Source organism: Streptomyces sp. NPDC029216 (assembly GCF_040648015.1).
Classification (GTDB): Bacteria; Actinomycetota; Actinomycetes; order Streptomycetales; family Streptomycetaceae; genus Streptomyces.
The window spans coordinates 24,022-49,258 of record NZ_JBEZWL010000033.1 but is presented as its reverse complement, the minus strand read 5'-3'; the positions used below and the strand labels follow the sequence as shown (position 1 = coordinate 49,258).

20 protein-coding genes and 2 tRNA genes are annotated in these 25,237 nt (G+C 74.0%); 2 read left to right on the top strand and 20 right to left on the bottom strand.

What is annotated here, in order from left to right:
- Positions 1-85: 85 nt before the first annotated feature.
- Both AB0F18_RS15150 and AB0F18_RS15145 read right to left on the bottom strand, forming a co-directional pair.
- On the bottom strand, positions 86-1,786 hold the full coding sequence (locus tag AB0F18_RS15150) for a glycosyl hydrolase family 18 protein (RefSeq protein WP_362059764.1): 1,701 nt from the start codon (positions 1,784-1,786) through the stop codon (positions 86-88).
- 276 nt (positions 1,787-2,062) lie between these two features.
- Positions 2,063-3,187 carry an LLM class flavin-dependent oxidoreductase gene (locus AB0F18_RS15145; RefSeq protein WP_362059761.1) on the bottom strand — a complete coding sequence of 375 codons (1,125 nt, stop codon included), beginning with the start codon at positions 3,185-3,187 and terminating at the stop codon, positions 2,063-2,065.
- A gap of 250 nt (positions 3,188-3,437) precedes the next feature.
- Between AB0F18_RS15145 and AB0F18_RS15140 the strand changes: the two genes are divergently transcribed.
- Positions 3,438-4,196: an IclR family transcriptional regulator C-terminal domain-containing protein gene (locus AB0F18_RS15140; protein ID WP_362059759.1), complete on the top strand. Its 759-nt coding sequence runs from the start codon at positions 3,438-3,440 to the stop codon at positions 4,194-4,196.
- Between the two features lie 95 nt (positions 4,197-4,291).
- Here the strand turns inward: AB0F18_RS15140 and AB0F18_RS15135 are convergent.
- The 6 genes from AB0F18_RS15135 to AB0F18_RS15110 all read right to left on the bottom strand — a co-directional run bounded on the left by AB0F18_RS15135 (position 4,292) and on the right by AB0F18_RS15110 (position 12,713).
- A tRNA-Lys gene (locus tag AB0F18_RS15135) sits at positions 4,292-4,365 on the bottom strand.
- A gap of 58 nt (positions 4,366-4,423) precedes the next feature.
- On the bottom strand, positions 4,424-5,143 hold the full coding sequence (locus AB0F18_RS15130; RefSeq protein WP_362059756.1) for a hypothetical protein: 720 nt from the start codon (positions 5,141-5,143) through the stop codon (positions 4,424-4,426).
- 50 nt (positions 5,144-5,193) lie between these two features.
- The gene (locus AB0F18_RS15125; RefSeq protein ID WP_362059753.1) at positions 5,194-6,987 is read right to left on the bottom strand and encodes an AMP-binding protein; all 1,794 of its coding nucleotides are present in this window, start codon (positions 6,985-6,987) and stop codon (positions 5,194-5,196) included.
- 26 nt (positions 6,988-7,013) lie between these two features.
- Complete coding sequence (locus tag AB0F18_RS15120; RefSeq protein WP_362059750.1) at positions 7,014-7,625, bottom strand: lytic polysaccharide monooxygenase auxiliary activity family 9 protein; 612 nt, start codon at positions 7,623-7,625, stop codon at positions 7,014-7,016.
- Between the two features lie 226 nt (positions 7,626-7,851).
- Positions 7,852-9,027 (bottom strand): SPFH domain-containing protein, encoded by a 1,176-nt coding sequence (locus AB0F18_RS15115; protein ID WP_362059747.1) that lies wholly within the window; start codon positions 9,025-9,027, stop codon positions 7,852-7,854.
- Between the two features lie 2,198 nt (positions 9,028-11,225).
- Complete coding sequence (locus AB0F18_RS15110) at positions 11,226-12,713, bottom strand: peptidoglycan-binding protein (protein ID WP_362059806.1); 1,488 nt, start codon at positions 12,711-12,713, stop codon at positions 11,226-11,228.
- Between the two features lie 248 nt (positions 12,714-12,961).
- Between AB0F18_RS15110 and AB0F18_RS15105 the strand changes: the two genes are divergently transcribed.
- Positions 12,962-13,035, top strand: a tRNA-Lys gene (locus AB0F18_RS15105).
- Positions 13,036-13,101: 66 nt separating this feature from the next.
- Here AB0F18_RS15105 and AB0F18_RS15100 read toward each other — a convergent pair.
- The 12 genes from AB0F18_RS15100 to AB0F18_RS15045 all read right to left on the bottom strand — a co-directional run bounded on the left by AB0F18_RS15100 (position 13,102) and on the right by AB0F18_RS15045 (position 25,154).
- Positions 13,102-13,764: a class F sortase gene (locus tag AB0F18_RS15100; RefSeq protein WP_362059744.1), complete on the bottom strand. Its 663-nt coding sequence runs from the start codon at positions 13,762-13,764 to the stop codon at positions 13,102-13,104.
- Positions 13,761-14,366, bottom strand: coding sequence for a hypothetical protein (locus AB0F18_RS15095; protein ID WP_362059741.1), 606 nt, complete (start codon positions 14,364-14,366; stop codon positions 13,761-13,763). The genes AB0F18_RS15100 and AB0F18_RS15095 overlap by 4 nt, the downstream gene beginning before the upstream one ends.
- Positions 14,367-14,504: 138 nt before the next feature.
- Complete coding sequence (locus AB0F18_RS15090) at positions 14,505-15,284, bottom strand: HAD-IIA family hydrolase (RefSeq protein ID WP_362059738.1); 780 nt, start codon at positions 15,282-15,284, stop codon at positions 14,505-14,507.
- 107 nt (positions 15,285-15,391) lie between these two features.
- Positions 15,392-16,978: an alkaline phosphatase family protein gene (locus AB0F18_RS15085; protein ID WP_362059735.1), complete on the bottom strand. Its 1,587-nt coding sequence runs from the start codon at positions 16,976-16,978 to the stop codon at positions 15,392-15,394.
- Between the two features lie 94 nt (positions 16,979-17,072).
- The gene (locus AB0F18_RS15080; RefSeq protein ID WP_362059732.1) at positions 17,073-18,152 is read right to left on the bottom strand and encodes a 2-aminoethylphosphonate ABC transporter substrate-binding protein; all 1,080 of its coding nucleotides are present in this window, start codon (positions 18,150-18,152) and stop codon (positions 17,073-17,075) included.
- Positions 18,153-18,194: 42 nt separating this feature from the next.
- Complete coding sequence (locus AB0F18_RS15075; RefSeq protein WP_362059730.1) at positions 18,195-18,992, bottom strand: ABC transporter permease subunit; 798 nt, start codon at positions 18,990-18,992, stop codon at positions 18,195-18,197.
- Positions 18,979-19,794: a 2-aminoethylphosphonate ABC transporter permease subunit gene (locus AB0F18_RS15070; protein WP_362059803.1), complete on the bottom strand. Its 816-nt coding sequence runs from the start codon at positions 19,792-19,794 to the stop codon at positions 18,979-18,981. The genes AB0F18_RS15075 and AB0F18_RS15070 overlap by 14 nt, the downstream gene beginning before the upstream one ends.
- Positions 19,795-19,972: 178 nt before the next feature.
- A complete protein-coding gene (locus tag AB0F18_RS15065; protein WP_362059727.1) occupies positions 19,973-21,022 on the bottom strand; it encodes an ABC transporter ATP-binding protein in 1,050 nt (349 codons plus the stop codon).
- Complete coding sequence (locus AB0F18_RS15060) at positions 21,019-21,762, bottom strand: phosphonatase-like hydrolase (protein WP_362059724.1); 744 nt, start codon at positions 21,760-21,762, stop codon at positions 21,019-21,021. The genes AB0F18_RS15065 and AB0F18_RS15060 overlap by 4 nt, the downstream gene beginning before the upstream one ends.
- A gap of 5 nt (positions 21,763-21,767) precedes the next feature.
- Positions 21,768-22,889, bottom strand: coding sequence for a TIGR03364 family FAD-dependent oxidoreductase (locus tag AB0F18_RS15055; RefSeq protein ID WP_362059721.1), 1,122 nt, complete (start codon positions 22,887-22,889; stop codon positions 21,768-21,770).
- 147 nt (positions 22,890-23,036) lie between these two features.
- Positions 23,037-23,810: a GntR family transcriptional regulator gene (locus tag AB0F18_RS15050; RefSeq protein WP_362059718.1), complete on the bottom strand. Its 774-nt coding sequence runs from the start codon at positions 23,808-23,810 to the stop codon at positions 23,037-23,039.
- A 582-nt stretch (positions 23,811-24,392) separates the two neighbouring features.
- Positions 24,393-25,154: a hypothetical protein gene (locus AB0F18_RS15045; protein WP_362059715.1), complete on the bottom strand. Its 762-nt coding sequence runs from the start codon at positions 25,152-25,154 to the stop codon at positions 24,393-24,395.
- Positions 25,155-25,237 lie beyond the last annotated feature (83 nt).

Here is a 25,237-nt window from a genome sequence, read left to right as displayed (position 1 = left end):
CGCCGCCGCCCGGCAGACGCACGGCCGCCCCCGGCCTCGGCGGAGGCGCGGGGGCGGTCGGCGCTCGGCGCCGGGTGGGGGGCGATCAGCAGGCGCCGAGGTCCTTCCAGACACCCCATTCACCGGTGGTGCCGGGCACCTCGTTCTGCGTCCACCACTGGGCCTTCCACTTCCGGCCGTTGTACGAGACCTCGCTGCCGGCGGTGTAGACCTGGCCCGCGACGTACGCCGGGGTGCTGCCGCAGCCGGTGGTCGGCGGGGTCGTCGGCGGCGGGGTGGTGGGCGTCGTGGGCGGGGTGGTGGGCGTCGTCGGCGGGGTGGTGGGGGGCGTGGTGGCGCCGCCGAGGGCGTCGTTGATCTGGTTCAGCAGGGTGGTCTTGTCGTCCAGGCCGAGCAGGGAGTACATCATCGCGCCGGCCAGGCCGCGGCTCTTGCCGTAGTCGACCCGGGCCTGAATGGACTTCTGGTTCAGGCCGGTGAAGAACTCGCCGTCCTTGTAGAAGTACGAGGCCTTGGCCTGGTCGTCCCAGAAGGTGGTCGCCGGGTTGTCGACGATCCCGCCGAGCTCCTTGTAGTTGGCGATGCCGGCCTGCTGGGAGGTCGGACGGGCGCCGGAGGGGCCGGTGGCGGTCTGGGCGAGGCCGTTGGTGGTGCCGGCGGGGACGCCCTTCCAGCCGCGGTAGTAGAACTCGTAGCCGAGGGTCAGCTTGCCGGCGGGGAAGCCGCCCGCGATGCCGTAGGCCGGGTTGCCGTCGAGCCAGGAGTCGATGGCGTTCTTGATGCCGTACTTCTGGGTGCCCGGGGCGATCGGGTCGGTCGGGTCGGCGGCCGAGTTCAGCAGCGGGGACTGGTGGTACGTCGGCCCGTCGCCGTCCCAGGCGCCGTGCATGTCGTACGTCATGATGTTGGCGTAGTCGAGGTACGAGCCGATCTTGTCGGTCTCGATGTACTTGATCTTGTCCTGGCCGGCCGGGAGGGCCGCGGTCAGGAGGTACTTCTTGCCGCCGTTGGCCTGGCCGTAGGCGTCGAGCTGGTCGCGGAACTCCTTGAGCAGCAGCGTGAAGTTCTGCTTGTCCTCGGGGGCGTAGTGGTTGCCGAGGTGGCCGCCGGACGAGCCGGGGTACTCCCAGTCGATGTCGATGCCGTCGAAGATGCCGGCCGCCGCGCCGGGGCCGCCGTAGCCGTCGGCCTTGGGCAGGTTGCCCTTGATGTACTGGTCGATGCAGGAGGACACGAACTTCTTGCGGGAGGCGTCGGTCTTCGCCGCGTCGCTGAAGTACTTGGAGTAGGTCCAGCCGCCGATCGAGATGTTGATCTTCAGGTTGGGGTACTTCGCCTTCAGCTGCTTGAACTGGTTGAAGACGCCCACGATCGGCTGGTCCCACTTGTCGGCGACCCCGCTGACGCTGTCGGCCGCGCTGAAGGACTTGCTGTAGTCGGCGTACGAGTCACCCGCGCCGTCACCGGCGTTGGGGTTGTTGTCGTCGCCCGCCGCCTTGTTCGCCTCGAAGCAGGTGAGGTCGGTGGGGTGGATGTTGCCGAAGGAGTAGTTGATGACGTCGAGCTTGCCCGCGATGCCCCGGGTGTCGAGGTGCTTGGGGTAGAACGCGTTGCCGTACACGCTCCACTGGTCGTAGTAGGCGATCCGCACGCCGCCGGCGGCGGTGCCCGAGGCGGTGGCGGCGTCGGCGGCCTGGGCGGTACCCAGTCCCGCGAAGGCGGCCAGCGCTCCGGCTGCCAGCGCGGCCGTGGCGGCGGCCGCGACGAGGGGTTTACGGATGTGCATGAACTGCCTCCGGGGGGTGGGAGGGGAACGCATCAGCTTCGGGTGAGAGAAGTGATAGCGATCACGGCACACCCCAGTCAATGGTTTGGACCAAAGAAGGACTAGACCACTGAGCCGGTAAATGCCCTCGTCAGAGGCGTGGGAGCACAGAAGAAACCGCCCGCCACCCCGGGTGACGAGCGGTTTAAGGATGCCTTAGGCCATGCTCCGGCAAGGTTTCGGCAACAAACCAGCCAAACCCCGTTCTCCTGCGTCCGGTGGGGATCGAGCCCGGAACTAGAGGCCGGTCGGCATCCTGTACGCATCTGCGACGAGCGCGTACGAGCGCAGCCGGGCGGCCCCGCCGTGCCCGTTGGCGGTCAGCATCAGCTCGTCGGCGCCCGTCCGCTTCACCAGCCCGTCGAGCCCCTCGCGGACCTCGTCGGGGGTGCCGTGGACGACGTTCGCGAGCCAGCCGTCCACGAACTCCCGCTCCAGCGGCGAGAAGGCGTACGCGGCCGCCTCCTCGGGCGTCGGGACCAGCCCGGGCCGGCCGCTGCGCAGCCGGAGCATCGACAGGGCGCCGGCGAGCACCTGGGCGCGGGCCTGCTCGTCGGTGTCGGCGGCGAGCGCCGAGACCCCGATGAGGGCGTACGGGGCGTCCAGCACGGCCGAGGGGCGGAAGCTCTCGCGGTAGAGGTCGAGGGCGGGCAGGGTGCCGGCGGCGGAGAAGTGGTGGGCGTACGCGAAGGGCAGGCCGAGTTCCCCCGCGAGGCGGGCGCTGAAACCGGAGGAGCCCAGCAGCCAGATCGGCGGCCGCGCGGCGGGCCCCTGCACCGGGCCGGGCACGGCGTGGACCCGGGCGTAGGGGTGCCCGTCGGGGAAGTCGTCGTCGAGGAAGCGGGTCAGCTCGGCGAGCCGGCGCGGGAACTCGTCCGCCGCCTCGTCCAGCCGTCCGGGCCCGCGCAGCGCGGCGGCCGTCCGGGGGTCGGTGCCCGGCGCCCGGCCGAGGCCGAGGTCGACCCGGCCGGGGGCGAGGGCCTCCAGGGTGCCGAACTGCTCGGCCACGGCCAGCGGTGCGTGGTTGGGCAGCATGACCCCGCCCGAGCCGAGGCGGATGCGGGAGGTGTGCGCGGCGAGGTGGGCCAGGATCACCGCCGGGGAGGAGCTGGCGACGCCGGGCATGGAGTGGTGCTCGGCGACCCAGTGCCGGTGGTAGCCGCGGGACTCGGCGAGCCGGGATATCTCCACGCTGGTGCGGAGGGAGTCGTACGCGGTGCTGCCCGCGCCGACGGTGACCAGGTCGAGGACCGACAGCGGCACCGGCGCCTCGCCCCGGACGGTCCCGCGGACGGGGTCGGCTCCGGCTGCCGGACCCTCGGGTCCCCTGCCCTCGGGTCCCGTGCCCTCGGTGTCGCTCATCGTCGTCGCTCCCGTTCCGTCCGGCTCTCCTACGCCCCACGCGGCGTCCGTACGGAGAAGGGGAACGGCGGGCGCCGTCCGGTCATTCCCGGCAGACCGGGGCAGGTTCATGACCGTGGCATATGCCAAGTGGGTAGTCCCAGGCAGGGGAACTTGATTAAGCCATCAATCTCCCCAACAGACGCTCCACGTGGGCCTCTTGATGGCTATCGTGGTAGAGCAAGCGGTAACAACCTGGTAGGGGGAAACCGTGGCGCTGAAGCCCGAGCCGACCGCGCCGTTCCACTCGGTGCAGTACGCCCTGCGCGTACTCGAAACGATCTCGCGGCACACCGGCGGTGTGACCGACGTGCAGATCGCGCGTGAGACCGGCCTGCCCGCGGTCCATCTCGCTCCGATGCTCCTCATGCTGCGCCGGGAGGGGTACGTCCTCCAGGTCTCCGACGGCGCCTACGCCATAGGCGACTCCCTCGTCCTGCTCGGGTCCGGGGCCGACCGCCAGCAGGCCCTCCAGGAGAAGCTCCAGGACACCCTGGACCGGCTGCGCGACTCGGTCGGCGCGGCCGTCTACATCAGCCGTTACGTGGACGGCGAGGTCCGGATCACCCAGTTCGCGGACAGCCCGCGCACCCCGAAGGTCCACGAATGGGTCGACTTCCGCTCGGCGGCGCACGCCAGCGCGGTCGGCAAGTGCCTGCTCACCCAGCTCGACCAGAACGGGCGCCGCGACCACCTCTCCCGGCACAAGATCGCCCGGCTGACGTCCAAGACGATCGTGAACGAGCGGATCCTGTTCTCGAAGCTGGACAGCCAGCCGGCCACGGTTCCCGTGCTGGACCTCCAGGAGTACGCGGTGGGCACGGTCTGCGCGGCCGTCCCGATCACGGCCGGGGCGGCCGTGGGCTGTCTGGCGCTGTCCATGCCGGTCGAGCACGCCCACCGGCTGCGTGCCGCCGCCGACGCCCTGAACCGGAAGGCCGCGCCGCTGCTGCTGTCGCTCACGCTCTGAAGGGCGGGCCACCGGGGGCCACGAGGCCCTGCGGGCGGGGCCCGGAAAGCACTTCGGGCGGTTCCCGGTGAACCGGAAACCGCCCGAAGATCAGGTGCGCCGCCAGGGACTCGAACCCCGGACCCGCTGATTAAGAGTCAGCTGCTCTAACCAACTGAGCTAGCGGCGCTTGCTGACAGAGAAAATACTACCTGGTCCCGAGGGGTGCTCCAAACCAGGTTTCGCGGTCACCAGGGGAGGGCGGCGATCTCGGTCCCGTCGGGGGTGCGGACCCGGACCGTGCCGGTGTCCCCGTAGACCTCGTGGCGCCAGTCCGCGAAGACCTGCGCGACCCGGCGGGCGTCCTCGCCGAGGCCCTTGCCGACGGAACCGGTGGTGAAGGCGACCCGGGCCTCCGAGGTCCCGCCGGTCCTGCGGACCCGGACGTCCTTGACGCTGCCGGGCGGCATGAGCCCGTCCGCGCCGGTCCGGTGGCGGTCGTAGTAGGCGCCGAAGTCGCGGGTCATGTCGTACCAGCCGTCCACCACCGCGCAGGGGTGCGCGCCGCCGTCGGTGGGGGGCTGGGGGGTGGTGGCGGTCCGCTCCTCGGTGGGGGGCTCGGGAGGACGGGGCGGCTCGTCCTCCGTGGGCGGTTCCGGGGTGCGGGCCGTCTGCTCCTCCGTGGGCGGCTCGGGCGGGCGGGGCGGCTCGTCCTCCGTCGGCGGCTCGGGCGGACGGGGCGGCTCGTCCTCGGTCGGCGGCTCGGGGGCGCGGGCCGTCTCGTCCTCGGTCGGGGTGTCCGGGGCGGCCTGGCCGCAGGTCGGGGAGGCCGGGAGGGGAGAGGGCGGGGCCGCCCGGCCCGCGACGTGGGTGCCGCAGGCCGCCAGGGCGAGGCTCAGGAGCAGGCCCGCCGCAGCCGCCCATGCCTTCGCGGCCGACGGCTGGGCCGGTGGTGTGGTGGTGGTCATGGGAACCCCCCTTTCCCTTGAAGAGGGGTCCGCGCTCCCCGCGGTTCCGCTCAGCGGTCCAGGAGGTCCCGGCGGCCCTGGGTCCCGTACACCGCCAGCAGCGCTTCCAGGGCCGGCCCGTCGAGGGGGCGGTAGGTCCCGGCGACGCGGTGCCAGACGCGTTCCGGGGCGAGGAAGCCGGTGCGGCGCAGGGCGGCCCGGTGGACCTTGTTCGTCGCCGTGACGGGCATGGCGTCGAGGATCCGGACGTAGCGCGGGGCCATCTTCGTCCCCAGGTCCGGCTGGGCGGCGAGGAAGGCGGTGAAGGCCTCCGGGTCGAAGGAGGCGCCCTCGCGCAGGGCCACGGCCGCCATCACCTGGTCGCCCGCCACCTCGTCCGGGACCGCGTACACGGCGACGGCGGCCGCCGCCTCCCAGCGGGCCAGGATGTTCTCGATCACCGCGGCGGCCAGGTTCTCGCTGTCGACGCGCAGCCGGTCGTCGGTGCGGCCGGCGAAGTAGAGGAATCCGTCCGGGTCGCGAAAGAACAGGTCACCGGTCCAGTACCAGCCCGCACGGGTGCGGGCCGCCTCGGCCTCGGGGTTGCGCCAGTAGCCCTCGAAGTGGCTGCGGCCCCGGTTGACCAGCTCGCCTATGGCCTGCTCCCCGTTGCGCAGGCGGCCCCGCGCGTCGAGGACGGCCGGGGGGCATTCGCGGCCCGTCTCCGGGTCGACGACGGCCAGGTCGTCGCCGGCCCCCGCCCGGCCGAGGGCGCCCGGCGGGGTGTCGGGGGTCCTCTGGACGGAGGCGCCGCCCTCGGTGGCCCCGTAGCCCTCGACCAGGCGGACCCCGAACCGCTCGGCGAAGCGGGCGGCGTCCACGGCCCCGGCCTCGGTGCCGAAGCCGAGGCGCAGGGTGTGGTCACGGTCGTCGGGACGGGGTTCGGTGGCCAGGAGGTACTGGACGGCCCGGCCGACGTAGGTGAAGTAGGTGGCCCCGTAGCCGCGTACGTCGTCCAGGAAGGCGGAGGCGGAGAAGCGGCGGCGCAGTGCGACGGGGGCGCCGGCGGCGAGGGCGGGCAGCCAGCAGGCCATGACGGCGTTGCCGTGGAAGAGGGGCATGCAGACGTAGTGGACGTCGTCGGGGGTGACGCGGAAGTGGCGGGCCAGGGAGTGGCCGGCGGCGGCGAGCCGGCCCTGGCTGCAGACGGCGGCCTTGGGGGCGCCGGTGGAGCCGGAGGTGAAGTAGAGGAGCAGCCGGGTGTCCGGGCGGGGGCCGCCGGGGCGGACGTGGGCTTCGCCGGGCTTGGCGGCGGCGTAGGGGGCGAGCAGGGTCTCGTACTCCTCGGTGCCGGTCACGAGGATGCGGACGCCGGGCAGGTCGAGGCCGCGCAGGAGCGGGAGGTGGGCGGGCTCGGTGACGAGGAGGCGGCAGTCGGTGTGCAGGACGTCGCGGGCCAGTTCGGGGCCGCGCCGGGTGGGGTTGATCCCGGCGACGGCGGCCCCGGCGAGGGCCGCCGCGCCGAGCCAGAAGGGGAACTCGGGGGTGTTGTCGAGCAGCACCCCCACGTGCGGCTCCGCCCCGGGCGGCAGGAGGTCGGCGAGGAGCGCGGCGCGGGCGGCGGCCTCCTGGGCGGCGCGGTGGCGGCTGAGGACGGTGGCGGGCGTCGGGGTGTCCGCCCCGGGGGTGGCCGCCGCGCCTTGTGTGCCTTGTGCGCCTTGGCCGCCTTGGCCGCCTTGCCTGGCTTGCACGCCTTCCGCGCCGTACTTCAGCCCGGGCCGGTGGTCGCCCCACTGGTGCGCGATGAGCTCCGCGACGGTTCCGGCCGCGCGTTCGGCTTCGGTCGTGGTGGTCGTCGTCCGCATGCCGCCGGAGGGTAGCTGACGTTGCGTCAGAACTGAACGTCGGAGCAGGCGTAGAAGGCCATCGCGGTGTCGTTGACGGTCCAGACGGCGAGGATCATGTGCCGTCCGGTCTTGCCGGCGGGCATGGTGCCGCGGTGGATCGTGGTCATGTCGGGGCGGCCGCCGTTGTAGGGGACGACGAGGAAGGGCTGGGGATCGAGGGAGGCCCGGGTGAGGGGCTTGGTGGGGTCCCAGCCGTTCTTGGTGACGTAGTACCTGAAGTCGGTGGTGGAGTGGTTCGCGGTGAACTGCCAGCGGAAGTCGAAGCTCTGGCCGGAGTTCACCCGGGTCGCGGGCCAGGTGCCGCCGCGGGGGTCGTCGAGCTGGGCGAACTCGCTGTGGCCGCCGGAACAGATCTGGCCGTCGGCGGGGCCGGCCGCCGGGAAGCCCTTGTAGCCCTCGACGCTCTGCGGCTCCCACTGGATGGGGCCGCAGTCGGGGACGGTCTTGTTGGCGCAGAGCTTCTGGCGGCTGATGGGGGTGTCGGTGTAGCCGTGGCCGCTGGCGGTGGGGGCGGTGAACAGGGTCGCGCCGGCGAGGAGGGCGGCGCCGAGTGCGGCGGCGCCGGCGGCGCGTCCGGGTATGGGGAAGGAACGCATGGTGCTCCTTGGGCGTGTGGGGGGGGAGGGCCTGGCGGGGCGTACGCGCGCGTGGGGACGGGCGCGGTGGCGGTGCTGGGGATGGGGATGGCGGTGAGCGGTGGGGATGAGCGGGGTTAGGTCTAGACCAAGTCCCACAGTATTGACGGGAGTTGGCCATGTCTATACCAATGTGAAAACGGGTGGTCCGGTCGTTACCGGCCACCCGTTTTCGCTGGTACGGCTGTTACTGGTCGGACCTGCCGGTGTAGAAGGCGACGGTCAGGTCCTTCACGAGGGCCTTGCGCTCGTAGTCGTCGAGCTCGACGATCCCGCGCGAGGTGAGCCGGTGGACGGTGTCGTCCACGGCGTCGACGACGGCGGTGAGGACGGTGTCCCGGTGCTTGGCGTCGATCGCGGCGACCCGGCGGCGGCGCATCGCCTCGGCGACCTCGGGGGCGTACTCGATGCGGGTGGGCTGGGCGGAGAACACCTCGATGCCGATGGCCTCGGTCTCGGCGGCGAGGGTCCGGGTGAGCGCATCGCCGACGGCTTCGGCGTCGCGCAGGGTCGGGGCGTCGTCGTGGAAGGCGTCGGCGGGGAGCCGGGACAGGACGCGGGCCGTGGCCGACTCCACCTGCTCGGCGAGGTACTCGGTGTGGTCCTCGACGGCGAGGGTGGCGCGGGCGGTGTCCCGGACCTGCCAGACGACCTGGACGACGACCTGGAGGGCCAGACCGCCCGAGTCGACGGCGGGCATGGGCTCGCTGCGCCAGTGCCGGAGCCGGACGTCGACGCGCTGGCGCAGCAGGAGGGGGCTGATCCAGGTCAGGCCGGTACGGCGGACGGTGCCGCGGTACCGCCCGAAGAGGGTGAGCACCCAGGCGTGGCCCGCCTTGGCCCGGCCGAGGCCGCCGAGGGCGAGGAGGGTGACGACGCCGAGGAAGGCGAGCGGGGGCCAGTGGGTGGCGCGGAGTCCCGTGTACGGGCGGGGCGGCACCCCGAAGGCGGCGACCAGGGTGGCCGGGACCACCCCGGCCCGCCACAGCACGGTGGCGCAGCCGGTGAGGGCGAGGGCCCCGACGACCACGGCGATCCATCCGGGGAGCACGGGCCCGCGGTGCTCGCGGAGCCGCTCGTCCCCCCGGGGGACCCGCCGCCCGGCCGTCACCGCCCGCTCGGCGGGGCGCCGGGCCGGGGTGGGGGCGGGCGCGGGGGCCTCCGGGCGGGCCCGGAACGGCAGATGGACGGGCACGTCGGTCACGGCGGCCCCGCGCACGGGGCGAACGCGCGCGAGCCCGGGGGTGTCACCCTCCCCGCCCGCCCCGTCCCTGCCCCCGATCCCGCGGGCGACGGCCTGTGCGACGATCTCGGCCACCCCGGGCCCGGGCACCCCGACCCCCTGCGGACGCGGAATCCCCACGCCGGCCTCGGCCTCCCCCTCCCGGGGGGCAGCGGCGGGGCCTCGCGCCTCCGCACGGACGCCGTGCCCCTGCGATCCGCGGGGTGCGGCCGGGTACGACGCCTCGCTGGGGGCTGCGCGGTCGGCGCGGGTGGCCGGCGGCGGCTGCTCCGCACGGGGCGGCGCGTCGGCCGGGGTGGCCGGGTGCGGCAAGTCCGCCCAGGCGGCGGATGCCTGCGGCTCGGTACGGGTCCTCGTGGCGGGAGCGGCGGGGGACGGTTGCTCCGCCCGAGCCGCGGGAGCCTGCGGCTCGGTACGGGCAGCGGGCCGATGCTGGCCGCTGCGGAGAGCTGGGTCCAGCGACTCCGTCCTGGTGGCGCGGTCCTGCGGCCCGCCCTGGGCGGCGCAGGGCTGCGACTCCGCCGACGCGGCGAAGGAACGCGGCCCGGTGCGGTCGGATGGAGTGGCCGGGTGCGGCAAGTCCGCCCAGGCAGCGGAGACCTGCGGCTCGGTACGGGTCCGCGTGGCGGGAGCGGCGGGGGACGGTTGCTCCGCCCGAGCCGCGGGTGGCTGCGGTTCGGTACGGGCGGCGGGCCGATGCAGGTCGGTGCCGAGGGCCGGCTCCAGCGGCTCCGTCCCGGTTTCGTGGCCCTGCGGCCCGCCTTGGGCGGCGCAGGGCTGCGACTCCGCCGACGCGGCGAGGGGACGCGGCCCGGTGCGGCCAGCCGGAGAGTGCGGCCCGGTCCGCGCGGCGGAGGCAGCGGGGGACGGTTGTTCCGCCCGAGCCGCGGACGGCTGCGGCTCGGTACGAGCGGCGGGCCGATGGTGGTCGGTGCGGGGGGCCGGGTCCGGCGACGCCGTCCCAGTGGCGTGGCCCTGCGGCCCGCCGTGGGTGGCGCGGGGCTGCGGCTCGGTGCGGGGGGCCGGGGTGACCGGGTGCTCGGGCTCGCCGGCCCGCTCCTCCCTGCCCCCGGCCCCTCCGAACCGGACCGGCACCCGGAGCGCGTCGTCGACCGCAACCTCCGGTGCGGGCAGGACGGTTCGGATCGGGGCCGTCACCTCCGGCGCGGACCTGGTTTCCCGGACCGCTCCGCTCGCCTCCGGCCGGGGGACGGCAGCCCGAGCCGTGGTGGTTCCTTCAGGTGCCCCGTGCTGGGCGGCGGGGGCAGCCGCGCGCGTCCCGTGCGACAGCGACAGCCGCGGGTCGGCGTACCCGTGGGGCGCCCGGGCGGTCCGGCCGCACGCCTCGGGCGGCCCGCCCGGCACGGTGCCCACGCCGTACGCCTCCGGCGGGGCGGCAGGCGCCTCGGGCGAGGCTGAGTGCGCGGTGCCCGCGCCGTACGCCTCGGGCGCACCGGCCGGCGCCCATGACGAGGCAGCATGCGCGGTGCGGGCGCCATCCACCTCGGGCTGACCGGCCGGCGCCTCGGACGAGGCGACGTGCGCTGTGCGGGCGCCATCCGCCTCGGGCCGGGCGACCGGCGCAGTGCCAGCGCCGTGCGCCTCGGGCGAGGCAGCATGGGCGCCGGGCGCCTGTGGCGGGCCGGCCGACGCGGTGCCGGCAGCGCCGTATGCAACAGGCGGGCCGGCAGGCGCCTCCGGCGAGGCAGCATGCTCGGTGCGGGTGCCATCCACCTCGGGCAGGGCGACCGACGCAGTGCCCGCGCCGTATGTCTCGGGCGGGGTAGCCGGGGCCTCCGGCGGGGCGGAGTGCGCGGTGGGGGTGCCGTGCGCCTCCGGCCAGGCAGCGTGCGCGGTGCCGGTGCCGGGTGCCTCGGGCAGGACGACCGACGTAGTGCCCGCGCCGTACCCCTCGGGCGGGGCGGCCGGCGCCTCCGGCGAGGCAGTGCGCGTGGTGCCGGCGCCAGGCGCCCCGGGCAGGGCGACCGACGCGGTGCGGGCGCCGTACGCCTCCGGCGGGCCGGCGGGCGCCTCGGACGAGGCAGCATGCGCGGTGCGGGCGCCGGGCGCCTCGGGCGGCGCGGCAGGCGCGGTGCGGACGCCGTGCGCCTCCGGCGAGGCAGTGCGCGTGGTGCCGGCGCCGTACGCCTCGGGCAGGGCGACCGACGCGGTGGCCGCGCCGTACGCCTCCGGCGGGGGGCCATCCGGCTCCGGCGAGGCAACGTGCGTGGTGCCGGGCGGGGTGGACCGGGCCGGGGGGCGGGGGTGGAGGGTGCCTGTGGTGTGTGTGGTGCGGTTGGGGTGCATCGTTGCCTCCGTCATGCGAACAGCCGGCGCCAGGTTTCCGGGCCCGGGTAGCCGTCGGCCATGGCGCCGCGCCAGCCCTGCGCGCGCTGGAAGGCCTCGACGTTGCGGCGGTCGGCCTCGGTCCAGGTCTGGCCGGGGCCGGAGGTGTAGTACTTGCCGAAGCCCTTCTGCAGCAGCCGGCGGCCCATCGCGGCGATCGCCGGGTGGGCGTGCCCGGGGCGGAAGACCGCAGGACCGGGGTACGCCGGAACCCCGGCCGGGCCAGGACGGGCGGCCGCCGGAACCCCGGCCGGACCGGGACGGGCGGCCGCCGGGACCCCGGCCGGGCCGGGACGGGACCTCGGCGGGGCCCCCGCGGGGCCGCGGGACGGCGGGGGCGTCGTGCGGCCCGTCGGGACGATGTCGTTGCCCTGGCGCTGGACCAGGAGGCGCCAGGTGTGCTCGCCGGGGATGCCGTCCGCGTCGGCGCCCGTCCAGCCCTGCGCCAGTTGGAAGGCCTCCGTCGCCTGCCGGTCGGCCTCGCTCCACTTGGTGCTCGGCCCCTGCGGGTAGAACCGCAGGGCGCCCCGGTCGATCAGCATCCGGCCGAGCTCGGCGACGTACTTATTGTCGGCGCCGGGGCCGAACTTGGACGCGCCGGGGAAGGTGACCGTGCCCGCCGGCTGCTGGGCGGGCGGCACCGAGTCGCCGCCCGGAAGGATCCCGCCGGCCACCCCGTTGAACCGGTACGGGACGTACTTGGCGCCGTTGTTCCAGTACCCGTACGGCGTCGCCAGCCGGCGCGTGTTCGGCCGGGTCTGCTCGTACGCGACGTAGTGGGTGTGCGTCTCGTCGACCCAGCCGCCGAAGAGGACCACGTGCGAGCCGTTGTTGGGGTCCGCCGGGTTGTGGAAGAGGAGCATGTCCCCCGGCAGCAGCTCGTCCTTCGTGATCTTCGTGGCGAAGGTGTCGAGGCTGCCGGTCCACTCGTTCGTCCCGAGGTTCCAGGCCATGGAGACGTACCCCGAGCAGTCCTGCCGGTATCCGTCCGTCCAGTACTCGGACATGCTGTAGGGGACCTGGGCCTCCAGCCACAGCTTCGCCCGGTTGATGATCGTGGCCCGGTCGATGCGCCGCGCCAGGGAGGGCCCGCCCGGCCGGCCCGGCCCGTGGGACGGGGGGCGCCCGGCGGTGGGCGGGCGGCCGTGCAGCGGGGCCCGGCCGCCCTGCGGGCTGCCCGGGGTGTCCCGGCCGTCCGAGGGGCCCGGCAGCGGTTCGGACGGACGGGGCTTCGCCGGGGCCCGGTGGTCCGCCAGCGCGGCCGCCGGCCCGCCGCCGCCCAGGACCACCCCGGCCGCCGTCGCCAGCACCAGGGCCCGCCGGGCCCCGCGTACGGCCGGGAGCCCGCCGTCCCGCAGCGCTATGGTCCGCCCGCGCACGAGGGCCCGGCGCCGCTGTGCGCACCCGAGGCACACGCAGTCGCCGGCGGGCTCGTACTCCTCGAAGACAGGCATCGGCATCGGCGTCGGCATCTGCACGTGCACCGGAGGCTGCGTCGTCATGCGGTTCCGTCCACTCCCCTGATCGGTCCTGATCGCTCCTGCTCGTCACCGGGCCGGCCGGGCGCGTACCCGACGGAGCGTCAGATGCGGCTCGGCCCAGACATATCGTGCACGACAAACCCCTCAAACATGGGTTAATCGGACAACGCGGGCGCGGCTGGTCACGAGCACCTCTGGAAGTGGGGTAGAGTTTTCTCTGTCAGCAAGCGCCGCTAGCTCAGTTGGTTAGAGCAGCTGACTCTTAATCAGCGGGTCCGGGGTTCGAGTCCCTGGCGGCGCACAGACAGAGGAAGCCCCTCGCAGTGAAAGCTGCGAGGGGCTTCTTCATTTGGGGGCCGGGAGCGGGCTAGGCCGGGGTGCCCGGTCTGGTGCCCGCGCCCGTCAGGTACGCCGAGACCACCACGTTCGCCGAGTACTGCCCGGCCGCCTTGTCGTAGGTCCCGCCACAGGTGACCAGCCGCAGTTCGGCGCGGCCCTCGACCCGGGGGCCGTACGCCTTGTGCGGGTCGAAGCCCGCGCGCTCGTAGACCCGTACGTCCTCGACGGTGAACTCGGCGACCGTCCCGTCCGCCCGCGCCACGCGGACCTTCTCCCCCGGCTTGACCGAGCTCAGGCCGAAGAACACGGCCGGCTTGGACTTGGTGTCCACGTGCCCCACCATCAGCGCCGCCCCCGCCGCGCCGGGCGCCGGGCCGGCGCCCCACCAGCCCACCGTGCCCGGGAGCTCGTACGGCGGCGGCTCGATCGCCCCCTGCCGGTCCAGCCCCCGCGCGATCACCGGCGCCTGCACCCCCAGGGACGGTACGTCGACCCGCGCGGGCATCGCCGCGGTCAGCGGGGGCCGCGCCGCCGGGAGGCCCGGCCCCGCCGGCCCTCCCGCCCGCCCGGCGAGCGGGCCGGCCGGCACCCCGGTGATCTCCTTGCCCCACAGCCACAGGCCCAGCACCAGCACCGACCAGGCGGCGAAGGTCAGCAGCCGGCCTCCGACCGCGGGCGCGGGCCCGCTCATCCGCCGTTGCGGCGGCGGCGCAGGGTCAGGGCGCGGCCGGCGACCGCGAGGGTGGCGGCGGCGGCCAGGACGGCACCGACCACGGTCTGGGGCAGGCCGGGGCCGTCGCCGTGGTGGGTCTTCTTCGCCGCGGAGGCCATCCGGGTGGTCTCCTCGACCTGGGCGGCCATGGCCCCGCCGCCCGCGTGGACCGGCCAGACGGGCGAGTGGTGGGGGTCGGGGCGGTGGTGGTCGCGGTGGCGGATCTCCAGGGAGCCGCGCAGGCCGTCGTCGCGGCCCTCGCACCTGACCCGGACCTCGTGCCATCCGGGGTCGGCGTGCGAGCGGATCTCGGCCTCACCGAAGAGGGTGCGGTGGTCCTCGTGACCCTTGCGCAGCCGGACCTCCGATTCGAAGACGGGGGAGCGGGCCACCGCCCAGTCACCCTCGCAGGCACGGACACGGATCTTGACGCGGCCCCCCGGTTCCGCCGGGTTCGGCTCCACGGAGACACCGCCGCGGTCCCCTTCGAATCCGAGGGCGGCGGGGGCGGTCACGGCGGTGCAGGCCGCCAGGGTCACGGCCACCGCCGCGGCACGGAGAGCGATCAGAGAACAGCGCATGGTGAACCTCCTCAACAAGGAGATTCACGCGCGGCGCGCCGCTCCGCATCCGGAGCGGCGCTCTCTTGGCCCGTACGTGTCAGCCGTACGCGCTAACGCGGGACCGCGCCGGGTCCCCCGGCCGGCCCACCGCGGGGGTCACACCAGGTCGACGAGGTCCGCGATGGAGTTCACCGTGCGGGTCGGGCGGTAGGGGAACCGCTCGGTGTCCTCGACCGTGGTCAGCCCGGTCAGTACGAGGAAGGTCTGCATGCCCGCCTCCAGGCCGGCCAGCACGTCGGTGTCCATCCGGTCGCCGATCATCGCGCTGCTCTCGGAGTGGGCGCCGATGGCGTTGAGGCCCGTACGCATCATCAGCGGGTTGGGCTTGCCGGCGAAGTACGGCTTCTTGCCGGTCGCCTTGGTGATCAGCGCGGCGACCGCGCCCGTGGCCGGGAGCGGGCCCTCGGCGGAGGGGCCGGTCTCGTCCGGGTTGGTGCAGATGAAGCGGGCGCCGGCGTTGATCAGGCGGACGGCCTTGGTCATGGCCTCGAAGCTGTAGGTGCGCGTCTCGCCGAGGACGACGTAGTCGGGCTCGTGGTCGGTGAGGACGTAGCCGATGTCGTGCAGGGCGGTGGTCAGGCCCGCCTCGCCGATGACGTACGCCGTGCCGCCCGGGCGCTGGTCGTCGAGGAACTTCGCGGTGGCGAGGGCCGAGGTCCAGATGTTGTCCACGGGCACGTCCAGGCCCATGCGGCTGAGCCGGGCCTGGAGGTCGCGCGGGGTGTAGATGGAGTTGTTGGTGAGGACCAGGAAGGGCTTGCCGGACTCGCGGAGCCGCTTGATGAAGGCGTCGGCGCCGGGGATGGGGGTTCCCTCGTGGATGAGGACCCCGTCCATGTCGGTGAGCCAGGATTCGATCGGCTTGCGCTCCGCCACTGACTTCTCTCCGCTCTGGTGGCCTCTGACCTGTGGGTCTGTGGTCTGTACCACCACCCTAGCGGGCGCGGGCCGTGGGCGCCGTCGGCGTCCACGGCCCGGACGGCCTAGCCCAGGCGGACGTTGTCGACGGTCCAGAACCAGTTGTTGTTGCCGCTGTAGCGGAAGCGGACCTGGACGTCGGTCGCGCCCGCCGGGATCTGCAGCGGGAGGGACTCGGCCCGGGCGACGGCGTCGGCGGTGTACGTCTTCACCACGGTCGGGGCGCCGCCGTTGTACGAGACGAGGACCTGGGCGGTCTGGCCGGGCTCGTGGCGGTAGTGCGTCTGGAAGTCCAGGGTGCGCGTGGAGCCGCCGGTGACCGCCCACTTGGGGGTGACGAGGGTGGAGTCGAAGCCGCCGGTGTGGGTCTTGTCGTCCCACTCGTCGGAGTCGGCGACGGCGAACACGTCACGGGAGCGGACGTTCAGCTCGCGCCACTGGTCGCGCTGCGCCTGGCTCCAGAACTCGTCGGTGACGAAGGCCCATCCGGCCCACTCGGTGACACCGCCCGTACCCATCTTCGAGTTGTCCACGGACCAGCCGGCGGGCGGGGTGTGGGTGAAGCCCTTCACCCCGGCCGGGATGCCGGTCTCGTCCACGCGGGCCTGGAGGGCGGGGCGCAGGCTGTCGAAGGGGTCGTCGTCGGCGCTGTCGAGCGGGACGCCGTCCAGTCCGGTGGTGGGGACGCCGACCTGGGCGAGGGCGGTGGCGGCGACGTCGACGAGCTTGACGTCGTCGCGTACCGAACCGGCCGGGATCCCGGCGCCCTTGGCGATGACGAAGGTGCCGCGCTCCTGGAGGGTGGAGCCGCCGTGGCCGCCGGCGTCGGTGTGGCCGTGGTCGGTGGTGACCAGGACCTTCCAGTTCTCCTGGGCGTAGGCGGGGCGGGCCTTGACGGCAGTGAGGAGCTGTCCGACGAGGGTGTCGACGCGGCCGATGGCGTCGAGGTACTGCTGGCTGGCGGCGCCGTAGGAGTGGCCGGCGCCGTCGACCTGGCCGAAGTAGACGAAGGAGGCGTCGGGGTTGCCGTCGCGCAGTTCGGCGGAGGCGGCCGTGGCGGTCTTCGGGTCCTCGGTGCCGTAGCCGTCGCGGTCGCCCTTGAGGGAGAGGCGCTTGTCGACCTTGGCGGAGAAGACCGGGCCGCCGGCGTCGGTGGAGGTGAGGGGCTCCCAGTCGGCGGCCGCGTAGGTGTTGAGGGCGGGCTTGGCGTTCTCGGCGCGGGTGAGGAAGTCGGGGTGGGTGCCGTAGTTCTTGCCGGTGAAGGTGTTGTCCTTCACGCCGTGCTGGTCGGGCCATACGCCGGTGGCGATGGTGGACCAGCCGGGGCCGGAGGAGGTGGCGGCCATGGGGTTGGCGTAGAGGGTGCTGCGGGCGGTGAGGCCTTCGGCCATCAGGCCTTTGAGGTGGGGGGCGTTGGCGGCCTTGACGCGGTCGAGGACCACGCCGTCGAGGCCGATGACGAGGACCTTGCCGGTGGTGGTGGCGGAGGCCGCGGTGGCGGCGGCCTTGGCCGCGGCCTCGGCGGCGGCTGTGGCTGTGGCCGGGTCGGTGGGGGTGGCGGCGGCGGCGGTGGTGAGGCCGAGGGTGGTGGCGAGCAGGGCCGTGGCGGTGGCGGTCACGGCGAGGGTGCGTCCGCGCAGGACAGGGGACACGTACTCCTCCAGGAGCAAGTGAGGGTGGGATCTCGGTCCAGACCCGTTATCTGTTCGATACGGTTCCCGGTGGGGGTGACCGGGAGGTGAAGGCTCAGCTGCCGGTCGCGGACTTCCACGCGTCGACGTAGCCCGTGAGGTTCTTGTCGATGTCGGCCCAGTCCGGCTCGAAGACCTCGACGCCGGTCATCAGCTTGGTGAGCTCGATGGCGTTGGCGTCGGTCGGCTTGACGTCCGTACGGGCCGGGAAGCCGCCGCCGACCTCGCTGACCAGCTTCTGGGCGTCCTCGCCGAGCAGGTGGTCGAGGAGCTTCTTGCCGTTCTCGGCGTGCGGGGCCTTGGCGACCAGGCCGGCCGCGTACGGGAGGGCGAAGGTGGTGGGCTTGCCGCCGTCCTTGGCGGGGAACCAGATGCCCAGGTTGGGCATGGACTTGGACTGGGCGAAGTTCATCTGGACGTCGCCGTTGGCGACGAGCAGCTCGCCCTTGTCGGTCTTCGGCGCGAGCTTGCTGGTGGAGGACGACGGGCCGACGTTGTTGGCCTGGAGCTTCTTGAGGTAGTCCATGGCCTGGTCCTTGCCGCCGAAGTCGTGCATGGACTTGACGAGAACGGCCGTACCGTCGCCGGCGACGCCGGGGGTGGAGTACTGGAGCTTGCCCTTGTACTTGGCGTCGAGGAGCTCCTCCCAGGTCTTGGGGGCGGAGCCGAGCTCCTTCTTGTTGTAGACGAAGCCGAAGTAGTTGTTGACGACGGAGGTCCACTTGGCGTCGGCGGCCTTGTCGGCCCCGTTGACCTCGTCGGAGCCCTGCGGGGAGTAGGCCTGGAGCAGGCCCTTGCCGTCGGCCTGCTGGATGAAGGGCGGCAGGGTGATCAGTACGTCGGCCTGGGTGTTGGTCTTCTCGCGGACGGCGCGCTGGACCATCTCGCCGGAGCCGCCCTCGACGTACTTGACCTCGATGCCGGTCTTCTTGGTGAAGTCGGCGAAGACCTTGTCGTACCAGCCGTCGCCCTTGTCGCTCTTGAGGCCGTCGGCGCTGTAGACGGTGACGACCTTCTCGCCGCCCTTCGCGTCGGAGGCGGGGGTGGAGGAGGAGCCGCAGGCGGTGAGGGTGGCGGCGAGGGCGAGGCCGCAGGTGACGGCGGCGGCGGTGCGGAGCAGGAGGGCTCTGGGCACGGGGGTTCCTTACGGGGGGAAGGGGAAGGGCGGGGCGGGGGATCAGCGGTAGGAGGCTCGGGTGCGGATGCGGGAGACGGCCAGGAGGACCAGCAGGGTGGTGGCCATCAGCACCACGGCGACGGCGGATCCGGCGAAGAGCGAACCGCGGTCGGTGGCGGTGAAGATCCGGACCGGGAGGGGCATCCAGTCCGGGGGGTAGAGCATCATCGTGGCGCTCAGCTCGCCCATGGACAGGGCGAAGCAGAGTCCGGCGGCCGCCGTGAGGGACGGCAGCAGGAGGGGGAGCTTGACCCGCCACAGCACGTACGCGGGACGGGCGCCCAGGGAGGCGGCCGCCTGCTCGTACGCGGGGTCGAGACGCACTATGGCGGCCGAAACCGACTGATGGGCGAACGCCGTGACAAGAATCGTGTGCGCCAGGACCACGATCGTGCTCGTGCCGTTGAGCAGCAGCGGGGGCTTGCTGAACGCGACCAGGACGGCGAGGCCGACGACCACGGACGGCACGGCGACCGGCAGCATGAACAGCGCGTCCAGGGTGCGCTTCCCGCGTCTGCCGAGCGCGGCGGCGGCCAGGGCGGCCCAGGTGCCGGTGGTGAGCGCGAGGAGGCTGGCGGCCAGGGCGGTGACCAGGGAGGTGGTCAGGGCCCGGAGGGATTCGCCCTGGACGGCGGAGGCGTAGTTCCCGGTGGTGGGGCCGGAGGGGAAGGCGCCGGACCAGTGGGTGGAGAAGGAGGCGGCCACGACCACGAGGAGGGGCAGGGCGAAGAGGGGGACGAAGAGGACCCCGAACAGGCCCCAGGCCGCCCAGCGGCCGCCCTTGCTATGCACCAGCACGCTTGCCCACCACCCGGTAGAGGCCGAACAGGCCGACGGATATCGCGATGTTGACGACGGCGACCACGCAGGCGGCCGGGTAGTCGGATTCGAGGATCGCCTTGCCGTAGACGAGCATCGGGAGGGTCGTGACGCCCTTGGCGCCGGTGAACAGGACGATCCCGAACTCGTTGAGGCACATGACGAGGACGAGGCTGCCGCCCGCCGCGAGGGCGGGCAGGGCCTCGGGGAGGATCACCTGTCGGACGATCCGGGCGGGGCGGGCGCCGAGGCCGGCGGCGACCTCCAGCTGGGCGGTGTCCAGCTGGGAGAAGGCGGCGAGCAGCGGGCGCATCACGAACGGGGTGAAGTACGTGATCTCTGCGAGGAGGACGCCCCAGGGGGTGGTGAGGAAGTGGAACGGGCCTTGGGTGCCGCCGAGGGCGTCCGTCCAGAGCCCGTTGGCCATGCCGACGGTGCCGTAGATGAAGAGGAGGGCGAGGGTGATGAGGAAGGAGGGGAAGGAGAGGAAGACGTCGATGAACTTGGCGACGGCCTTGGCTCCGGGGAAGGGGACGAAGGCGATGACCAGCGCGAGGGTGAAGCCGAGGAGGAGGCAGCCGGCGGTGGCGGCGAGGGCCAGCCAGACGGTGGTCCCGAGGGCGTCGCGGAAGGCGTGCGAGGCGAAGACGGCGGAGTAGGCGTCGAAGGCGCCGCCGCCGTTGTCGGGGGTGAGGGACTGCTGGACGACGAGGGCGAGGGGGTAGAGGAACACGAGCCCGAGCAGGGCCACGGGCGGCAGCGCCCAGAGGGCCCGGGGCAGCCTGGTCCCCTGCCGACTCCCCTGCGGGGTCGCTTCCCGGGGTGGCTTGCGGGTGCCGGGCGGGGGCGGTACGGGGCCGGGTGCCGGGGTCGGTGCGGTGGTGGAGGGGTGGGGGGACTGGGGCTGGGGCGAGGGCAGTGGGGCCGGGCGGGGCGGGGCCGTCGGGGGGCGGGCGGGCTCAGGCATCGGTGACCCCCGCCGCCAGGAGCACCCCGTCGCGGGGCTCGAAGTGGAGGGTGACCTCGTCGCCCAGGGCCGGGGTCTCCCGCAGCTCGGGGAGGTCGGCCTTGACGCGGTGCCCGCCCACGTCGACGTACAGCCGGTGCGTCGAGCCGCGCCACTGCACCTCGGTGATGGTCCCGCGCAGGGCGTTGGGGCCCTCGCCGAGCCCCAGCAGGTGCGGCCGTACGCACAGGGTGGCGGTGGAGCCGGGGGCCGCCGGGCCCCGGTCGAGGGTCAGCGGGCGGCCCGCGAAGACCGCGCCGGCTTCGGCGACCGTCACCGGGAGCAGGTTGGCGTTGCCGACGAAGGACGCGGTGAACTCCGTACGCGGCGCCCGGTACAGCTGCTGCGGGGTGCCGCAGTCCTGGAGGCGGGCGCGGTCCATGACGGCGATCCGGTCGGCCAGGGTGAGGGCCTCGACCTGGTCGTGGGTGACGTACAGGACGGAGACGTCGGGGAGTTCGCGGTGCAGCCGGGCCAGTTCGGCCAGCATTCCGGAGCGCAGCTGGGCGTCGAGCGCCGAGAGGGGCTCGTCGAGCAGGAGGACGCCGGGGCGGATGGCCAGGGCGCGGGCGATGGCCACCCGCTGCTGCTGTCCGCCGGAGAGCTCACGGGGGTAGCGGCGGGCGTAGGCGGCCATCCCCGTCATCTCCAGGGCCTCGGTGACCCGGGCCGGGATCTCGGCCTTGGGGGTCTTCTGGGCGCGCAGGCCGAAGGCGACGCTGTCCTCGACCCGCATGTGCGGGAAGAGCGCGTACTGCTGGACGACCATCCCGATGCCGCGCTTGTGCGGCGGGAGGGCGGTGACGTCCCGACCGCCGATCAGCACCCGTCCGGCGGCGGGCCGGACGAAGCCGGCGACGGCGCGCAGGGCGGTGGTCTTGCCGGAGCCGGAGGGGCCGAGGAGGGCCATGACCTCGCCGGGCTCGACGGTCAGGTCGAGGGAGTCCAGGACGGTGGTGCCGTGGTAGGCGACCGAGACGCCGTCGAAGCGGATGCCGCTCACGAGGACCCCGTGAGGAGGGCGAGGAGGGCGGGGAGTTCGGCGACGGAGCCGAGGACGTGCGTGGCGCCGTGTTCGGTGAGGGTGGCGTGGTCGTGGGCACCGGTGAGGACGCCGGCGACGACGCCCGCGCCGGCGCGGCGGCCGCTGAGCATGTCGTACGCCGTGTCCCCGGCGACGACGGTCTCGCGTACGTCGGCCACGGCGCCGGTGCGCAGGAACGCGGCCAGCACCATGTCGGGGTAGGGGCGGCCGCGGCCGCCCGCGTCGGCGGGGCAGAGGGTGAGGTCGGCCAGGGTGCGCCAGCCGAGGGCGTCGAGGATGGCGTCCTGGGTGACGCGGGCGAAGCCGGTGGTGAGGGCGACGGTGTGGCCGTCGGCGCGGAGCTCCTCGATGGTCTCGCGGGCGCCGGGGATCGCGGCGATGAGGCCCGCGTCGACGAGTTCCGCGTAGGCCTGTTCGAAGGCGGAGTTGGCGAGCCGGGCGCGTTCCTCCGTACGGAAGAGGTGGCGGAAGACGGAGATCTTCGACTCGCCCATGGTGTCGCGGACGTACTGGAGCTTCTCGGCGTGGGCGGGGGTGCCGGGTTCGACGCCGAGGCGTTCGGCGGCGCGTTCGAAGGCGCGCTCGACGAGGCCGCCGTCGGCGACGGTGGTGCCGGCCATGTCGAGGACGATCAGCTTCTTGGGGGTGCGGGTTCCGGTCGCGCCGGCCGTGTCGGTCGTGTTGCTCGTGTCGGTCATGCGGCTCACCAGCCCAGTTCGTTCGCGGTGGTTTCGGCGATCGCGGGCGAGCAGGTCATGCCCCGGCCGCCCGGTCCGGTGACGAGCCAGACGCCTTCGCCGACCTGCTGGCGGTGGACGACGCGGCTGGTGTCGGTGCACTGCGCGTACACGCCCGCCCAACGGTGCCTGGTCTTGGGCAGCGGGCGGCCGAGGAAGGACTCGACGACCTGGGTGAGGTGCTCGTAGGGGTCCTCGACGGTGTCGAACGCGAAGGGGTGCTCGTACTCGTGGGTGTCGCCGATGGTCAGGCCGCCGTCCAGGCGCTGGACCATCAGCAGCTGCATCTTGTGCGCGGCGGCGACGGGGCTCTGGGCCTGCTCGGCGTTGAGGACGTCGAGCGCTTCGCCCTGGTAGGCGGGGTAGTAGCGGAAGCTGTCGGCGTCCGCGACGGAGGTGGTGAGCGGCTCGCCGAGCGGGGCGGTCTGCATCATCTGGAGCCGGACGCGGCGCACGGGGAGGTCGGGGGCGAGTTCACGGACCAGGCCGGAGAGCCAGGCGCCGGTGGCGAGGACGACGGCGTCGCCGCGGTGGACGTCGCCGTGGTCGTCGCGGACGGCGGCGGGGCCGGCCAGGTCGCGGACCTCGCGGCCGGGCAGGAAGGCGTAGCGGCCGGAGGCGGCCAGGGCCTCGCGCAGGTGGAGCTGGGCGGTGCGCGGTTCGACGGCCGCGTCCCGCTCGCACCACAGGGCGGCCTCGAAGGCGCCGCGCAGGGCCGGGTTGATGGCCCTCGCCTCGGCGGCGGTGACCAGTTCGTAGCCGCGGGCGGCGGCGTCGGGGCGGGCGACGGCCGCCTCGGCGACCGCGTACTCACGGGCGTTGCGTACGGGGGTGAGGGAGCCGATGGCACGGAAGCCCAGGCCGGGCACCTCCGCGCTGATCCGCTCCCAGAGCTCGCGGGCCCGCAGGGCGGTGTCGAGCTCCTCGCCCCCGGCCCGGCCGCTGACCCAGATCTGGCCGAAATTGCGCAGCGAGGCCCCGCGGGCCTCGGCCTCGCGCTCGATCTGGACGACCTCGTGGCCGCGTTGGACTGCTTGCCAGGCGTGCATGGTGCCGACCACGCCGCCTCCGACGACTATGACTCTCACGCCGTCCACGGTCGGGGCGGTCCGTGACCCGGGAGGATCGGGTGGGCGACGGGTCGGTGAACAGCCCTCGACGCTTGGACTAGACCCGTTATCTTTCTGTGATGTGAGTTCGCCCGGTTTGCCGCTGATCTTCGGATACGGCGGGGACTATTCGGGCCGCAGGCGGGTCGTGAAGCTGAACCGGTCACCACGGTAGAGCGAACGCACCCGCTCCAGCGGCCGCCCGTCCTGGTCCCGGGAGAAGCGGTGGATGAGCAGCATCGGCAGGGCGGGCGGGGTGCCGATGAGCAGGGCCTCGCGGGGGGTGGCCAGGACGGTCTCCAGCTTCTCGTCGGCGTCCCCGAAGGAGATGCCGAGGCTGTCGCGGAGGTATCCGTAGAAGGAGGAGTCCGGCTGGAAATCGACGTCGAGGCGGGGGGCGCGGGAGACCCGGACGTACGTGCTCTCCAGGCCGACGCGCTCGTCGTCGGCGAGCAGGACGCGCTCCAGGTGCCAGACGGGCTCGCCGGCATCGGCGCCGATGCCGGGGGCGAGTTCGGGCGGGCAGGGGAACCGCTCCAGGCCGATGAGGTGACGTCCGGGCCGGCGGCCCTGGCGGCGCACGCCCTCGGTGTAGCTGGCGAGGGACAGGGGCTGCTCCAGCTTGGGCCCGGCGACGACGGTCCCCCGGCCCGAGCGGCGGAGCCGGCCCTCCAGCAGCAGCTCGCGCAGGGCCTGCCGCACGGTCTCGCGGGCCACCTCGTACCGCTCGGCGAGATCCCGCTCGGTGGGCAGCGCCCCGCCTTCGCCGAGCTCGTCGAGGAGCTCGGCGATGCGGGCCTTGACGGCGTAGTACTTGGGGATCCGGCCGTGCTCGGGAATCCCGGACCGAACGGGCGAGCCGGGGCGGTGGGGGGCGGGGTACGGGGTCTGTTCTTCCACGGTCGGACTGTACGCGCGGGAGGTGTACGGGGCGGGTCGCGGGCGGGGGGGGAGGGGGGTCGGGCCGGGTTCGGCTGCCGGGCGGTTGCGGCGGGGCGCCCAGGGCAACAGGCGGTCACGGCGAGCCGCCCAAGGCGACAGGTGGTCACGGCGGGCCGCCCAGGGCACCGGGCGGTCACGGCGAGCCACCCAAGGCACCGGGCGGCTACGGCGGACCGCCCAAGGCACCGGGCAGTTACGGCGAGCCACCCAAGGCGACCGGCGGTCACGGCGAGCCGCCCCAGGCACCGGGCGGTCACGGCGGACCGCCCAAGGCACCGGGCAGTTACGGCGAGCCACCCAAGGCGCCAGGCGGTCACGACGGACCTGCCTAGGGCACCGGGCAGTTACGGCGGACCGCCCAAGGCACCGGGCAGTTACGGCGAGCCACCCAAGGCGCCAGGCGGTCACGACGGACCTGCCTAGGGCACCGGGCGGTTACAACGGGCCTGCCCAGGGCACCGGGCGGTCACGGCGAGCCATCCCAGGCGCCAGGCGGTCACGGCGAGCCGCTCAAGGCGACCGGCGGTTACGGCCGGCCGCTCAAGGCGCCGGGCGGTTACGGCGCAGGCGGCGGGCGCCGAGCAGCAGGCCGCCGCCGACGGCCAGGGCGGCGACGGCTCCGGCGCCGTAGGCCCACTCGCGGGGGCCGGTGTGCGCGAGGGAGCCCGCCGTGACGGGTTCCTCGGGGCCCTCCACCGAGAACCGGTACCCGCCGGCCTCGCCGACCCACTCCCCGTCGTCCCCCTTCTTCTGCACGAGGGCGGCGTCGGCGACGACCTCACCGAGGGGGGCGTCGGGAGCGAAGGCGAGCTGCACCTTGACGGTGGCGGAGCCGCCCGCCGGCACGGAGAAGCCGGGGAAGGCGTCCTTGCCGTCGAACACCGCGATGATCTCGTCGCGGTCGCTGCGCTCCAGGCTGACGGGGTACGGGCCGCCTGGGGCCTCGAACTCCATGCGGAGGTGGGCGGGGCGCAGGGCCCGGGCGGCGTCGGTGAAGACGATGACGGGGTGGATCGCGGTGCAGGTGCCGGCGGTGGTGTTGGTCAGGTCCAACAGCCAGCTCTGCGGGCCGCCGCCGGCCCGGTAGACCACGGGGCCGCCGCGGATCCGGGCCCCGATGGGGAAGGCGCCGCTCTTGCCGTCCCCGCAGGTGGCACGGGCGCGGGAGGGCAGCGCCGGTGCGGGCATGGCGGGGGCGGGCGCGGGGTGGCGGGCACCGCCGGTGCCGGTGTCCGCGGTGGCGGGGGGTGCGGCGAAGGTGAGGAGGAGGGCGGTGAGGGCAAGGGCGTTGCGCAGTCGCATGGAAGACCTCGCTGCTCGCCGGACGGAGTAATGATCGGACGAGGCGACAATCACCCCGCCGTGCCCGCACCTTCCCACGCCCC

What these genes read in the sequence shown, in the direction of transcription:
- AB0F18_RS15150 (WP_362059764.1), bottom strand. Translation starts at nt 1,786, where the DNA reads ATGCACATCCGTAAACCCCTCGTCGCGGCCGCCGCCACGGCCGCGCTG.
- AB0F18_RS15145 (WP_362059761.1), bottom strand. Translation starts at nt 3,187, where the DNA reads ATGAGCGACACCGAGGGCACGGGACCCGAGGGCAGGGGACCCGAGGGT.
- AB0F18_RS15130 (WP_362059756.1), bottom strand. Translation starts at nt 5,143, where the DNA reads ATGACCACCACCACACCACCGGCCCAGCCGTCGGCCGCGAAGGCATGG.
- AB0F18_RS15125 (WP_362059753.1), bottom strand. Translation starts at nt 6,987, where the DNA reads ATGCGGACGACGACCACCACGACCGAAGCCGAACGCGCGGCCGGAACC.
- AB0F18_RS15120 (WP_362059750.1), bottom strand. Translation starts at nt 7,625, where the DNA reads ATGCGTTCCTTCCCCATACCCGGACGCGCCGCCGGCGCCGCCGCACTC.
- AB0F18_RS15110 (WP_362059806.1), bottom strand. Translation starts at nt 12,713, where the DNA reads ATGCCGATGCCTGTCTTCGAGGAGTACGAGCCCGCCGGCGACTGCGTG.
- AB0F18_RS15100 (WP_362059744.1), bottom strand. Translation starts at nt 13,764, where the DNA reads ATGAGCGGGCCCGCGCCCGCGGTCGGAGGCCGGCTGCTGACCTTCGCC.
- AB0F18_RS15095 (WP_362059741.1), bottom strand. Translation starts at nt 14,366, where the DNA reads ATGCGCTGTTCTCTGATCGCTCTCCGTGCCGCGGCGGTGGCCGTGACC.
- AB0F18_RS15060 (WP_362059724.1), bottom strand. Translation starts at nt 21,762, where the DNA reads ATGACCGACACGAGCAACACGACCGACACGGCCGGCGCGACCGGAACC.
- AB0F18_RS15045 (WP_362059715.1), bottom strand. Translation starts at nt 25,154, where the DNA reads ATGCGACTGCGCAACGCCCTTGCCCTCACCGCCCTCCTCCTCACCTTC.